We start from the raw sequence: 15,219 nt of genomic DNA, 5'->3' as shown, positions 1-15,219 counted from the left end.
GTTCATTTATTAATATGGAAAAAAAATATTTGTGCCCTTAATAGCTTTATTGATTTCCTTTCTACCTCCAGGTATTTGGTCAATATATCGCCAACGTGGGTTGTACAATTGATTAATGATGGCACTATTTGTATTTGCATTTGGAATGGTCTTAGTTAAAGTTTGCTTTAGATTTTCGCTCAAAGCTTTTACTTGATCAGAAGTTAGTACATGAGATTTAAGTAATTTAGTTCCTCCATTTTTATATCCAGCTTCAAGCTCGCGAATAAAGATACTCATTTGTTTTGGGTCCATATATGTTTTTGTGACATCAAATCTCACTCTAGGGCGAAAAGACGCTACTCTAAATGCCGCAGCTTCTAATAATGTTCCTAAAACTAATCCTACCTGTCTCTCAGCACTATTATATGCAGCATATCTGAATGCACCATTATCCGCGTGACACGATAAGCATCCTACCCAATATAAACCATCCGAACCAGTTTCGTTCCAGTTACCGAAATTTTGCGGTAAGATTAAGCCAAAGGTTTTAACATTTGGATTATTCCTTTTACCAATGAGCATTGTGTTAACACTAACTTGTTCATAAAAATAAGTAGAGTCATAAAATGATCCTACAAACTGTGTGGGTGCATCCTGAACGGAGGAAGAATAATAAGAATTATAAGGACGTGAATTACCTTCAGTAATATTTGTGTACATCTCGGAATTCTTTACCCAGCCATTTCCTGAAAAGAAATTGCCCAATTCTTCCCAAAATCCTCCATTTGGATCTAGCCCGTTTACAGGATTATTCCCCATTCCAAGATAAGGAGAACTATATTGTCCCATAGGATCCGGTGATAACCATCTGCCAATCCTACCATCCCAAAGTCTCAATTGAAACGCCTCCATATTGGTTTCAGTATCGAGTTCCTGCCCCTGGAAAGCGTAACGGTAATTCAAAGAGTTACGGTCAGGCAATCTCTCTCCAAAAGGATAATAATCTGCAAACGATTTTACGTCAGGATTTCCGTTTAATTTCTGGATTACCGACCTTACATTACCTAAATGATCGGTAATTTCATAGCTACTTACAGCGTCAGTTCTGTTATAGACACCCAGCCTGCTAAGCCCAAAGATAGGCAAATCTTTTTGAGCTATGGCACTTCCGCTTGGCTGATTGTAGACAGCCATTGTATTTCCGGATAGATCCAGTATATAATATTCAGTATTGTCTAAAGTATAAGCAGAAGAAGTTTTAAACCTTTCTTTTTTGATACGCTGTCCTCTTTCATTGTAGGAGAATCTTACCAAAAGATGTCCATTTTGACTTACTTCTTTTATCAGTCCCTGAGTGTTATAGATGTAATCAATATTTTCTTGGTTGTTGCGGATCATTTGTCCAATGTCATCGTACTGATAATTTTCTGGGGTCGCTTGGTTTGCTAAGTCATCAGGACCTGTCGAATTGACAATCGCATCAGCTACCTTCTTTAGCTGGTTTTTGCCTGTATAGTAATTGTAGGTCAGGTCATCCTGTAAATTCCCCCCTGTATTGGTTCGCTGTAAGGCTTTAATATTTCCATTGGGGTCATAAGTGATTCCTTTCTCCGCCCACGCCGCTGTAGGTGCAATTTGAGTAGTATTTGGAACTGTGGTCCCATAGATAGCTTCAGTTAACCAATTGTTACGATTATAATTATACAAATAGGCTTTCGGATTTGCAGTACCGCCTGAATAATCATCAGGGATAGCTTTGTTGGTCCATCGTGCCGCTTTGATATTTCCGTTATAATCTGTTCCAATAGTAGGAGAGGAGGCGATATTTTTTCCGGTACGCAGATAATCACCATTGTAATAATCGAGTGTCAGTCCAAAGACATCATTAGAATCTCCGCCAGGATCTTTGGCTGCTTCCAGACTTGGATGGTTGATGCTTTTAAGTTGTCCTCCCAGAGTATAAACATAATCGATTCCCTGTGTCCCTTGGGCGATATCCACTCTTTTAAGTTCTCCGGTCTGATAGTAGGAATAATCGGCATGGGTAATAAACGATGCATTGTCTATGGAAGTTTCCACTTTGGTCAATACGTCATTTGCATCATAAGAGTACTGGTGCACGAACCTTTCTGTATCTTTGTCTTTTTGGAATAATACCTTTTTGATATTTCCTACAGCATCATATTGGTAATGAATAGTTTTAGCACCAATGCCTTGGTTGTATTGCACGATCCATTCTGCTCTTCCGTAGATATCATAACTGTACCAGGTGATAGCTGTAACTATTGAAGCCGGTTTTGAGTAGGTTATGGCAACATTACCTGATAGGTTGTTTTGTATATAATCTGTAGATAATATTCCGGCAGTGGATAAAACGCTTGACAAGGTTAAGTTAGAAGGTAATTCTTCTACAAACTGACTGTAGTTTACAGGATGATCATAAACAGTAAAAGTTTGTTCTGTATGGGCAACTGCGTCAAATTCCTCACTTCTTGAATTCCACGTTGTATGAACAACTCCAGATGTAACTGGTCTTGCAAAATCGTCATATTTGGTATATGAAACTTTTGTGTTTTGTGCCTGCAGGGCACTTTGCGAAAAACTGATCTGTCCATCATTACGATATTCAAACCTGCTGGTTCCTTCGTCAGGACTTGTTTTTTCAATTAATTGTCCCAGAGCATCATATTGGAATGTTGAAGCAAAATTATCCGAGCTCATATGGGCTGGTGTTCCTACAATAGTAGCATTGGCAACATACCCGTTAGGCTGTATCGATTTTGTGAGCTCTCCAGTCTCGTTATAAATATTTAAAGCATAATCGTAATAATTTACATTGTATGAAATTCCTAATACGTTGGCCTCATAAGTTGGTACCCCATTAGAAATATATACCTTTGGGTCTGCTGTTGGGGGGGATATAGCTTCTATTCTGTAGGCATGTCCTCCAGTAAGAGGCGTGGAGACTATTTCTCCAGTTTTTAAATCGTAGATTTTGTATTCATCAGATGCATTCTTATAAACGTATCTGCCAGTACTTGGATCCATATAAGATAATCCCAATAGGCTAGGTGAGGTAGTTCCAGCAGGAATATGAACATCAACAAAACCCTGGGTTCCTATAAGCGAAACAACAGGATACGAGACAGCGCCTCCCGATTGGGCAGTAGCTAAAATTTTTCCTTCACCATCAGTAAAGGCAACATTTTCCACCCCGTTAGCATCTACATTTACTGTTTTGTAGAATTTGGTAATTACTTCCTCTCCTTTTGCAGTTACAATCCCGTCATAATAATCTGATCCGTATATATAATACATTTCCTGTGCGGCAGGTACAGTATAGGAGTAGCCTGTCTTCCATTCATTATTAATCTTATTCCCTCCCACTACGTTGATGACATTCTCTGGATTAAGGGTGTCATAATTGGTTTGCGTGTAGGGCTGCGAAGCTGTAGCCTGATAGGGCTCCAGTGTATTGTTGTCGGAATAATAACTAAAAAACGGAGAACCGGAAAATGTTTCATTGCTGTTGGCTGATAAAATTTTAGCAGTAGCGGTAAAAACTCCCCCCGAAGCTCCATTTACACTGAACCCATCCTCCAAAACAATGTCATTCCCTATAAAAGTAATGTTCAATCCAGGGCTTATAACCCCCGAAGCTGTAATATTGTTAGTTACCTGAATAGTCTGGCTGGTTGTAATATTACCAACATTTTTGTTAGCAGGTATATTGGGAATCGTAGGAGCATGCGGAGCCTGAAAAGTCGAATTAAGAAAAGATACCTTGTTGAGGGTAAAAAGATTTGATGGCGCTATAAAAGAGGTTTTATCTGGCCTTCCAAACTTGTCATAACTGGTTTCAGTACCCCATACTCTTTTAGAGACCATATCTTTTGAAAGCGATACATCGGGTTTACCTAAATCGTCAAAATAAGTTCTGGAAACACCTGTTAACCTTCCTTCGACACTATAGGTAATCTCATGTGTCCAGTGATATTCCTTGTCTGAGTTTGGCAAATTAAAATCGTCACTGATAAAATTGGCATCACCATCACTGGTGTCGGTATTATTCAAAACATACTTAACATTATGGGTACTGGGATTTGTACATTGTTGTACATAATAATTAGGATTTCCCAGTCCGTCCTGATCTGCGTCAAGATACCATGTTAAATAGGCATTCGGATTGATTTGATATTGCACACTTGCGGAAGCTGCACTCCAGATATCATTAGAATCAATTTTAGCTCTTAGAAAATATTCTGTCCCGTTGTTTAGGGTTCTCGTTTTAACGGAATTATCTGTACTGGTTCCATTAGCTGTACTCTGCCAATAATAAGTTACTCCTGTTGGAGGATCTTTACGGTCCAGGACTACGCTCTTGCAGTTGCTCACTATTGTAATGGCATCAGTCATATCAGCGCTGGCAGAAACATATACATCATAGGAAAGATAAGTTTGGCCTCTGGTTCTGTCATAGTAGCTGACTTTAATCTGATGTGTTCCAGGTTTCTTCCAGAAAATCTGTGTCATTGTTGCTTTATTGTTTGGTGCGCCACCTACAAATTCGCTAACATCGTAGGGATATATTTCCCATCTAAAATCTGCAAAATCAGTAGGTGAGGACATATCCAGATAATATGTACCTGTACCTCCCAGAGATACAGCTCTGTCTTCTGTATCAATACCGATCGTTTGGGCATTAATTGGGGTAGTGGTTAAAAATAAAACCACAAACAGGAATAAGAAACGAAACAGGACTGGCATATTTTTAGTGTATATCATTTTTATCATTTTAAAAAATTATAAAAAACTGTATAAAGCTAGTTGGCTTGCTGCAGGTATTTATTATTTATCTTATTTTCTTTAATGAGTCTAAACCCTCCCGACAAACCATCTGGAGACGGTTTGCTAATCACCTCTTTGTAAGTTTTAGTAAGCCTTCCTGCTGCATCGTATTCAAATTTTGTACCCAGTCCATTGTTACCAATAACAGCTGTTAACTCATCCCATTCATTGTATACATACCCAGTTATAGAAGAGGATACCGGTCGGATCATCAGGTCATCATAATAGAGAGTAGCTCCACTTGAAGTGATATAAATAGAACAGTCTTCAGCAGGAACTTCTACATAAGCGATCTTTAAAACCCAGCTTCCCGCATCATAGCTTTCGGTAAATGGCAGAATACTGTCGTTGATTTTTAATCTTGCCATAGAACTATTCCATATTGAAAGCCAAACCGAGACTTTATATTTTCCTGCCCTGTGCTGGCCACTTTTCATCGAAACACCAAATTGACTACTAGAGTTAACAGCAATTGAGTTTTTACCAGTATGAGGATAATTTTCGCTTCGGTATGCAGTACTTGAATAGGATATTCCCGGTTCCAGCCATGAGGTTGAAGCATTTAAAACTGAGTATTCACCTCCTGTATAGAACATCTCATTGTAGCCAGCATTACCAGTAACGATTACTTTGGTGTTATTGTCCCCCATTTTGGTAGATGCAAAATTATTATTGATACCCTTCATCTCCAGCGGCATAGAATAATGATTGTAGCGGGTTACCTCTGACATTTGTTTCCACTGTGAAGGCTGGATAACATTCATACCTGCACTGGTTGGAAGGTCCCAGATAAAATTATCATCACCGCTACCATTAACAGCATCATAGCCGGTAAAAATTCCATGGGCATTTCTGGTACCGTTCCAGACAAAGGTTTTGTGTTTTCTCCAAATTTTTTCATTTGCAGCTGTTGCAGGGATATTAGTTCCTGCTATATCCTCATAGGCCCATACATTGCTCCAAGTGGTAATGCCTACACCAGTTTCTTTCCAGGGTTTAGCAGGATCATTTTTATCAAAAATATAAGAATAATTAGCAGCTGTTTGAGAGAGCATGTTTTTATTGTCAATGTTGTCAGTCTTTGAACCCATTTTTTGATACTTCAAGTAAGTGTAAGCAGGAACAATTTTTGTTTTGTAAGATTTCCCATCGCTTGTAGTAGTTGTGCTTTCTGTTACATTTCCAGTTAAGAAATCAAATTTATCATAAGTAGTACTATTGGTATATCCACCATGGGTGATAGTACTTTTTATTAATTTGCTGGGATACCAAATTTTACTGATAGAATTGACATTAGCATAATTTACTAAATAAGATCGATACGATACATATGCCACATTAGGATTATATATGGCAGTTGCAGGATCTGGCTCCTTTATATAAGATTTAGAAATAAATGATTCTTGTTTAGTGCCTAATTCGTCTTGTTTGTCTGCAGGTGTTGCATAATCATTTTTTAAACAATATTGTAATTGGTTTTTTGAATTATAATTTTTTATTGATAATAGTCGTCCAAGTTGGCTCAATCTGTTTTTTATATTATATTTTGTAAAATTCAGAGCCAAGGTCAAATTTAGAGTTTCATTTTGAATTTTTTCTACTACAAAATATTTCCCTAAATTATAAATTGAATTTGCTTCATTTGTATATTCTGGTAAAGTTTCAAAATTATATTCCGTTCTTGAAAATAATTCATTATTACCAGCTGTCTGTTCGACAGAAACATTACTATACATTACTATAGGTGGTGGCAATTCAGAAATATATGGAAGTTTTAAATTGTCAGACGGAACATAAGATATTACTCCTGATGATTTATAATTTACATTTGAGACATCTTTATCAGAACCAATTTTGTTATAATAATAGTTTGATCGTGAAACTAAATTTTCATTCTCAAAAGTATTTATCTGTTTTACCCTTATTCCTCCTCCTTTTCCATAATTTGAAGCACTAGTCGCAATTGTGCCATAATCATCTGATTCATAGTTAATGGTCATTTTAGACCCCATAGGAGTGATTATTTCGCTAAGACTCCATGAATAAGCAGCATTCTTATTGTATCCCCATGCATCCTGATCGTTTAAACTATATGGAGATGAACTATTATTATACTTAAATTGATATTTTGGAAGATAAGATACACCTTTATGCCCTAAGAATTGAACACTATTTAATGTTAATTTTCCTTTGTTAGATCTCTCTGAATGAAAAGAATTAGGAATTAAGGAATAATTATGTTGAAGGTTAATAATTTTTTCAGCTTTTGAATCGACATCTATTCCGTAAAGATCGCTTATATCCAGAATGTTTTTGCTCTGATGTATAGCAATTTCCTTTAATGATAAATCGGTATTAGTATAATAAACTCCTTTAAATTCATTTTTATCCTCATGATTTGAATAATCTAGTTTTTGATTTACTGCTTTGGTCACTTCAAAAGAACGGTTTCTATATAAATATCCATTTGCAGTTAATGTTTGGGACCCTTTATTTTTTTCAAGAATTAGGGAGTTATTTTTAACTAGCACTATTTTATCTAATTTAAGAGAATAATGCGTAGGGAAATGCAAATAAGTGTGTATTCTTTGGTATCCGTTCATATAAAATTTCCAATTACTATTATTAACAGGAAATGGGGGAATGTTTTTATATTTTAAGTTATTATTAAGATCAAAACTGATATAAGCAGAAGAAACTGTCTTAGGATTAGTTGTACTATTAAAAGTAGATGTACCATTAGTAGAGTAGGTATTGAATTTTGTTAAATAGTCTGCGGTAGCATCCTGTCTTATACTTTTTATAAAGTATGCAGTGTGAGTTCGTGTTCTGACTGCATCCAAGTAATAAATTTGTTTTCTTCCTTTATAGTATTCGTAATTGTCAGCTTCAGTTCCGCTTCCTTTAACAATGTTGTTTTTACCGGAGCTACTGTTCCATATGTAGCCGTCAGACCATTTACCATAATCAAATTCTACCCAATAACCATAATCTTCCTTATCAACTTTACCGTTATCATTCTTATCTACATAATCTGGACCCGTTACGGCTGTTAATAGCCAATCTGTAGCATACGGTGTGTTAAGCTGTCTTTCTAAGAATTTAGAATCTTCATTATCCTTATTGCTGAAATTTTTATACCAAATTTCATAATTAATCACTGGTAATGAATAGTGATATGTTTTTCCGTCAACGTCGGTAATCTGATACCCGCCAATGGATTCAGGTTTATAGACGTCCAATTGATTTCTACTCAAATTTAGGGCTTCAATAAAACCATTCATTAATTTAGCATTGCCTGATCGAATTTGTTCATTGGTAAATGCTTCAATATGTTTTCCCGCTCTTTTTCTATGATTATTTTTTAACGGAATATTATCATTTGAAGTTATTTCGTTAAAATTATTACTTTTATTTGTTTTGGCAGCAAGAACTGTTTGAAGCCAATCGCTTTGTTGGACAGTAGAAATATTTGTTCTGTCGATCCTTAGAAAAGAGGAGTTAGTATCTTCAAAATCAAAAAATATTTTGTTATTTAATTTAAGGTCTGTGTCAAGAATATTGTACGGTGATCCATAACTAATGTTATAGTCATAATATCCACTTTCAACACCATTATCCGTTCTGTAAACATTGAATAGATCAGATATTATATCTTCATGGCGTAATTGCGCTTCATCTGTAAAAGTTGGACTAATATTTCCGGAAAGACCTTGTGCCTGTACTTTATAATTATCGTAATTAGGTAGTAATACATTATCACAAAGGTAATTTTTGGCCGAATTTAATACGTTTTCGATATTTGTGACTCCTTCATCATACATAACAAGTTTATTAGTGTCGTAATTTATAGGATTTTTCCAGTCTGGATTTACATTAGAATATAATACACCATTATAACTGGATAGTTTTTCCTTAAAAAGACTGTACTTTATTTTTGTATGGCCATAACTTGCATAAAACCCAAAATAGCCAATTGAATAATTTTTATTGGAGAATTGTATATCATATCCATGTTCCCCAAAACTTGTTGATGCACTGGACAATCCCGTTCCATTATTTCTTGAAGTTGGATTTGGCATAATCGATTCTAAAGCTGCTCCCGTTGAACTATTACTCATTGAATAACTTTGACTTCCGGATGAATATCCTGCCATTATACCAATATTTGTACCTAAGCTTCCATTTTCTGCTGTAATAGAAGCAGGACCATATCCAAGAGTAACACTGCCACCAAAAGTTTTGTTAGAGCCCCAATACGCGCCTACACCAACTTTAATTCCATTCATATCTGCACCAATTCCAACATTATAATAATTTAGTTCTCCTCCTTGATCATACATTATTGAATAATCATCTCCCTGGTCAATATCGTCAGCATAACCGTTTATATTTCTATTGATAGCCCCAGGATTGAGACTCCATCCAAGCCCTACCCATGAAGCTTCCTGATCCATTGCTATACCAGCATGATAGGATAATGCTAGCGGGTATCCGCCTTCTGGGCTGGGTATATTGAGCAAGGGCAAAACATAAGACATGTCCCCTGTAACTAAATTAACCATGTCAGCTGCATCAACAGGTTCAAATGAAGCTGCTTCAAATGAATTTGGTCCGTTATTATAGGCAAACAAATTATTAGGTAATAAGGTTGGAAAAAAGATCAATAAGAAAAAAGTAGCAATAATACGATGGAGTTTTTGGTATTTGGTCATGGTTGTTATTTTAAAAACGTAATTGGGGTTCGTTTGTCAAGGCTTTGGAATCTAGTTTAAATTTAATGTCCCCGGTGTCAAGTCCTAAGTCTTGAACAACAAAATTGAGGTATTCCTGGTTCATGTATTTATCTTCACGGGGGTACACAATCATGATGGAGGTAGAATTGCTCATGCCGTACATTCTGGGATAAATAAAATCAGCAAGGGCAAGGGTGTCTTCGGCAGGAGTGTAAACATGTAGCTTCTCTTCCATACCAAAAGCCAGTTCATTGACCATTTGCCCGAATTTGACTTTGTCCTGAGAAACACCGCTTAATAATTCCTGATCATTTTTAGACATGGACAGATTGAAATAGAGGTATTGGCCATACTGTTTTCTAAGTTTATCTACCTGTGCAGGATTAATTTTGTCAGCTAATTCCTGATTAACTAATAAATCGGTTGGTCTGTATTGTAATACATAGTCGACTCCTGACACTGTTTTTTTGTAGTAGTAGCCGTTGTCTTCATCTTTTAGATACTCATTCATTTCCTCAGCCGTCTCAAAAGTTTGAGTGCAGGAAGAAATAAGCAACAATAAAAAAAAGGGTAAGAGTTTATTTTTTATCATATTCAGCATTCAATCCTTTTAATACTTCTTCTGTAAGGTCGGTTGATTCGACAGCATACATGATGTTTCCGCCACCGCTTGCCCCAAATATGATTTTGTAATTGTGGTCTTTTCCGTATTCTTTGATGTAATCGTTAATATCGTTAATTACGGTTTGGGTTACTTTTTTGTCTTCCTCCTGTATTTTTTTCTGGATAGCTTCCTGATAACCGTTAATTTGCTGCTGTTTGTTGCCCAGTAATTCCTGTTTTAGTTTTAATTCTTTCGGAGACAAAGAAGCTCTTTCCTTTTCGTAATTTTTTAATTCATTTTGCCAGTTTGCCACTAATGAATCTACATTTGCTTTCATTAAAGCGGCTTTTTTGTCAAAATCTGCCTTAGCGATTTTTGTTTTACTGTAACCTGTAATTAATTTGTTTACATCTACATACACTAATTCTGAACTGGATTTTGCAAAATAAATGGCGACAATACTAATAATGATTGCTGAAATGGATGCGTAGAAAGGAATTTGTTTCATTTTGTATTAAGTGAATTTTGTATGATTTTATGCTGTATAATAATTTTGTCAAAAGATTTCATTAAGAGAATATCTTTACTTGTATTAAATATTAGATTATTTTGAAGATACAGCAGCTTCAAGTTTTTCTATACGTGCTTCTTGTTTAATGATATATAGTGTAAGTTCTTCAATTTTTTGAAGAAGTTTGGCATTCATTTCTCCCAATAGAATTCCATTTTCTTCTACTTCGCAGGCTGAAGGAATATTTTGTAAATGCCCGTTTGTATTGATATAATTTTCTACCTCTGTTAAAGTAGGAAGTTTATAATTTTTGGCAAAGACGAAATCTGGCCATCCAGAAGATCCATATTCTTTAACTTTAATCTCTTCCGTAATAAATCTTCCTTTAACTGCCATTGTATAACCGGCTGGTATTACATTGGTATTAATCCCTAACTGATCAGTGTCAAATTTTCCATAAATGAGAGGGGTCGCAGTTTGACTATTATCAATATATAAGCGATTGCTTCCAGTCTCGTTTTCACCTGCAGTATTTCCTATAAAAACATTATTTGAGCCCGTCATGTTATTGAAACCAGCTTTGTATCCTAGAAAAACGTTCAAACTTCCATATGTGTTTCCGTATCCTGTTTGAGTACCGATAAATGTATTTCCATTTCCGTTAATGTTAGCGGATCCTGATTCCTTACCAGAAAAAACATTATTATTGCCGTTTATATTTTTATACCCTGCTTCATGACCCGAAAAAACATTATTGCTTCCTCCAACATTACTTCTGCCTGACTCGTTGCCTAAAAAAAGATTTAAAGATCCAGAGTAATTTGCCGTTCCAGAGACATATCCAATAAAAACATTATTTGATGCATTATTTGATTTTCCTGCTTGTGTCCCTACAAATACATTTTGGCTTCCTGATTGATTCGCATTTCCTGTATCTTGTCCTAAAAATACATTATAATGTCCAAGTGTGTTTTGCAATCCAGATCGATAGCCCATGAAAACATTGTAATTTCCAATATTGACGGCTCCTGCTTGTTTTCCAATAGCAACATTATGTGTTCCGGAATAACCACTCTTAGCTCCCAAAGATGTATTATTAGTTCCTCCACCAAGATTGGCATTATCTCCCAAGGCTGTATTCTGTGCGTTTACATTTGAATTAAAAAAAATCATACTTATAAGTAATAGTAATTTTGATTTCATTTTCAGGTTTTTTATTTATTATTAATTGAGATCTATCGAAAAGGTATTCTATTATTGTTAATAAGTGTTAAAACAACGCTAATTAATAAAAAAAAACTTATATCTTTTAAAAAAATAATAAAGAAAATGTGTGAAATTTTAGAATTTAAACTTAAGTACCTGTAAGATAATGCTTTGTAATTTGGTGTGAAGGGAAAAAATTGAAAGAAAAATAGGGATTGATATCGTTACAATATAAGTGTTCAATAAATTGAAAATAATTTTAACATTTTTTGATATGTTAAAAAAAAACAATCTTTTTTTAACAAGTTATGTAATACTATTTCATATTATAAATTATTAATTACATTTGCGAGCAATGTTTTCGAATATCAAGAAAAGTAAAAATGAATAAAAAACTCCCTTCGTTCAATCTACAGGAAATGTTGATAGTATTAGCTATTATAGGAATTCTGTTATTAATAGCATTGCCTAACCTGATGCCGCTTATAACAAAAGCCAAAAGTGTAGAGGCACAGGTACAGCTAAAGGCGATTTATAACGCAGAGAAGCAGTACTATTTTATGTACTCAAAATACAGCAGCGATTTTACAGAAATAGATTTTGAAGCACCGAAAACAACAAAGGACAATGGCAGTGCAAATTATACTTACGAAATTGTACAATCGAGCAATAACGAATTTAAAGTAAAAGCGACTGCAATTACCGATTTTAATGGGAACGGGGTTTTTAATGTTTGGGAAATTGACCAGAATGGTGTTCCAAAACAAATTGTTGCCGACTAATGTGGGTTCTGAAACTGATACTTATCTTTTTGCTTTTTACTATTTTATATCAGGATTGTAAAGACAGGCTGGTCTATTGGTTTCTATATCCCATGGTAGGCATTCTGTCTTTGGCAATACAATATTTTATACTGCCTGTTAATTCAATATTGTTGAATATTGCTACGAACCTTACGTTGGTTTTGTTTTTATTATTGGTTTGTTATTTATATACTAAACTAAGAAAAATAGAGTTTAACAACTCATTCGGATTAGGTGATGTGTTGTTTTTTGTTTTCATTTCATTCACTTTTTCAACAATTTCCTTCTTTGTACTTTTTATATTTTCATTGTTTTTTTCACTTTTGCTGCATATAGTTTTGTCGCAAAAAGACAGGGAAAAAACAGTTCCATTAGCCGGCTATATGTCGTTATTTTTCGGAGTCGTTTATGGGATGACTTTTTTCTGTGAAAGTAACTTTTTATACGCTTGTTAAAAATGACAAATTTTGATATTCCAATAGAGTTTCAGCAGCTGGTTAGATCGGAGCAGGCATACCATTACAGAATAATCCCTGCAGGTAAATCAGACGGTTTTGTGATGTTAAAAACAGATACTGAAAATATTGAAAGCCTTCAGAATGAGCTGGCAGTTTTATTGAATTTTCAAATCAGACTGGAGAAAGAAAGCACTGAAAATATCAATCGCTATTTAAGTACCAATTATCGTAAAACAAATTCAAACAGTGTTTCAGACATTCATTATACGAATGATTTTCTGGAAAAAATTGTGGTAAATGCAAAGGAAATCGGGAGCAGTGATATACACTTCGAACCTTATGAAAAAAATGCCCGTGTGCGATTCAGGCTCGATGGAAAACTAAAAGAGCAATTCCATATCTCAACAGAAGAATATCCCATTATAGTCAATAAAATAAAAATCAGGTCCCAGCTTGATATTTCTGAAAAACGACTGCCTCAGGATGGCCGTATTACCATAGTAACAGACATTGAAGATTTTGATATAAGGGTATCTATTTTGCCTACACTTCATGGGGAAAAAGTAGTTTTGCGTATTTTGAGTAAAGACACAAGCCACATTGATATAAACGCTTTAGGTTTTACCGATAAAGAATTAACAGCCTATTTAGAGAATATAAAACGGCCAAATGGAATTGTACTTATCTCGGGCCCAACAGGATCCGGAAAAACAACGACTTTATATGCCACTTTAAAAAAATTAAACCTTCCCAATACCAATATTCTGACGGTTGAAGACCCGATTGAATATACATTGGAAGGAATTAATCAGGTACAGTTAAAAGAAAATATCGGGCTTGATTTTGCTACTACCTTAAGAACATTTTTAAGGCAGGATCCGGATATTATTATGGTGGGTGAAATCCGTGATGTGAATACGGCCAATATGGCTATCCGTGCTGCATTGACAGGACATTTAGTTTTGTCTACCATACATACTAATTCGGCCTGGGCAACAGTTTCCAGATTAATAGATATGGGTATTCCGTCTTTTTTGATTGCCAGTACCTTAAACATTAGTGTTGCACAGCGTTTGGTCCGAAAATTATGTAATTCGTGTAAACAACAGGAAGATATAGGTTCTGCGATATTTCCGAGTGGTTTCGAAATACCAGATAGTCTCACTAAACATCATGTTGCCGTTGGCTGTGAACAATGTTATCATACAGGTTATTCGGGAAGAAAAGCAATTTATGAAATTATCCCTATAGATAACGAACTTTCCTCTTTGATTAAAAACAATCAGTTGATGATTGATCAATACATTGAAGAAAAAGAAATTTTCACCCTGAAAAAAAACGCCTTATCCTTAATAAGGGAAGGAACAACATCCATTGAAGAAGTTTTTTCCTTACTCTTATAAATTTTAATATTACCAAGTTACAATTTAGCCTTATTCATGAAAAAAATATCCATCATACTTTTACTTTTTATTTTTCAATTTTCTTTTTCGCAGGAAAACAGGATACAACAGCTTAAGAACAATATTGAAGCGATCAGTGCTGACGTACCTGGGCTAACAGAAAAAGTAAACATCAATATCAGGGAAGCTTCCCTTTCCAGTTTTTTATTGGCTGTTTCCCAAGTGCATAAATTAAACATAAGTGTTGCTCCTAATTTGGAGCAAATAAATGTTGTGAATAATTTTAGCAATGTAAATGTGGGAGACCTGCTATTGTTTTTATGTAAAGAACATAACCTTACGATTGACTTTTCTGGGAGTATAATTGCGATCAAATCATACGAAAAACCAGTTGAGAAAAAGGTTGAAAAAATATTTGAAGTTGAATACCAGTCTTCTGAGAATTTGCTTTCGCTTAATTTAAAAGAAGATGCGCTATATGATGTTTTTAAAAGAATTACCGATAAAAGCGGTAAAAATTTGGTATTTGCCCCTGGACTCGAGAAGCAATTATTGACTGTATACATAAAAAATATGCCTTTTGATGCTGCTTTAGATAAATTAGCTTTTTCTAATAATCTGAGTGTAACAAAATCAAGGGATAATTTTTATATTTTCGATCAGCTCGA

At 34.9% G+C, this 15,219-nt stretch carries 7 protein-coding genes and 1 pseudogene; 3 read left to right on the top strand and 5 right to left on the bottom strand.

Annotated features, from left to right (window positions below; translation table 11 throughout):
* Nucleotides 1–9: 9 nt before the first annotated feature.
* From GXM16_RS09500 to GXM16_RS09480, 5 genes are all read right to left on the bottom strand, one after another.
* Entirely contained in the window at nt 10–4,767 is a 4,758-nt protein-coding gene (locus GXM16_RS09500) for an RHS repeat domain-containing protein (RefSeq protein WP_163394145.1), read from the bottom strand.
* A gap of 38 nt (nt 4,768–4,805) precedes the next feature.
* Entirely contained in the window at nt 4,806–9,545 is a 4,740-nt protein-coding gene (locus tag GXM16_RS09495; RefSeq protein ID WP_163394144.1) for an RHS repeat domain-containing protein, read from the bottom strand.
* 10 nt (nt 9,546–9,555) lie between these two features.
* A complete protein-coding gene (locus tag GXM16_RS09490; protein ID WP_229684297.1) occupies nt 9,556–10,077 on the bottom strand; it encodes a hypothetical protein in 522 nt (173 codons plus the stop codon).
* 67 nt (nt 10,078–10,144) lie between these two features.
* On the bottom strand, nt 10,145–10,678 hold the full coding sequence (locus tag GXM16_RS09485) for an OmpH/Skp family outer membrane protein (RefSeq protein WP_163394143.1): 534 nt from the start codon (nt 10,676–10,678) through the stop codon (nt 10,145–10,147).
* 96 nt (nt 10,679–10,774) lie between these two features.
* Nucleotides 10,775–11,884 (bottom strand): autotransporter outer membrane beta-barrel domain-containing protein, encoded by a 1,110-nt coding sequence (locus GXM16_RS09480; protein WP_163394142.1) that lies wholly within the window; start codon nt 11,882–11,884, stop codon nt 10,775–10,777.
* Between the two features lie 386 nt (nt 11,885–12,270).
* On the opposite strand from GXM16_RS09480, the gene GXM16_RS09475 reads away from it, so the two are divergent.
* The 3 genes and pseudogenes from GXM16_RS09475 to GXM16_RS09465 all read left to right on the top strand — a co-directional run.
* Nucleotides 12,271–12,669, top strand: coding sequence for a type IV pilin protein (locus GXM16_RS09475; protein WP_163394141.1), 399 nt, complete (start codon nt 12,271–12,273; stop codon nt 12,667–12,669).
* A gap of 478 nt (nt 12,670–13,147) precedes the next feature.
* Nucleotides 13,148–14,551 (top strand): GspE/PulE family protein, encoded by a 1,404-nt coding sequence (locus GXM16_RS09470; RefSeq protein ID WP_163394140.1) that lies wholly within the window; start codon nt 13,148–13,150, stop codon nt 14,549–14,551.
* 36 nt (nt 14,552–14,587) lie between these two features.
* Nucleotides 14,588–15,219 (top strand): annotated as a pseudogene (locus GXM16_RS09465) (type II secretion system protein GspD); the annotation flags it as partial.

It is taken from the genome of Flavobacterium limi, from assembly GCF_010645075.1.
GTDB lineage: Bacteria > Bacteroidota > Bacteroidia > Flavobacteriales > Flavobacteriaceae > Flavobacterium > Flavobacterium limi.
Note: the sequence above shows the minus strand (reverse complement) of the source record. Positions and strands in the feature narration are given on the sequence as shown.

Bases quoted from the DNA above. Each gene is read 5' to 3' on its own strand.
- GXM16_RS09500 (WP_163394145.1), bottom strand. From the start codon at position 4,767: ATGATATACACTAAAAATATGCCAGTCCTGTTTCGTTTCTTATTCCTG.
- GXM16_RS09495 (WP_163394144.1), bottom strand. From the start codon at position 9,545: ATGACCAAATACCAAAAACTCCATCGTATTATTGCTACTTTTTTCTTA.
- GXM16_RS09490 (WP_229684297.1), bottom strand. From the start codon at position 10,077: ATGAATGAGTATCTAAAAGATGAAGACAACGGCTACTACTACAAAAAA.
- GXM16_RS09485 (WP_163394143.1), bottom strand. From the start codon at position 10,678: ATGAAACAAATTCCTTTCTACGCATCCATTTCAGCAATCATTATTAGT.
- GXM16_RS09480 (WP_163394142.1), bottom strand. From the start codon at position 11,884: ATGAAATCAAAATTACTATTACTTATAAGTATGATTTTTTTTAATTCA.
- GXM16_RS09475 (WP_163394141.1), top strand. From the start codon at position 12,271: ATGAATAAAAAACTCCCTTCGTTCAATCTACAGGAAATGTTGATAGTA.
- GXM16_RS09470 (WP_163394140.1), top strand. From the start codon at position 13,148: ATGACAAATTTTGATATTCCAATAGAGTTTCAGCAGCTGGTTAGATCG.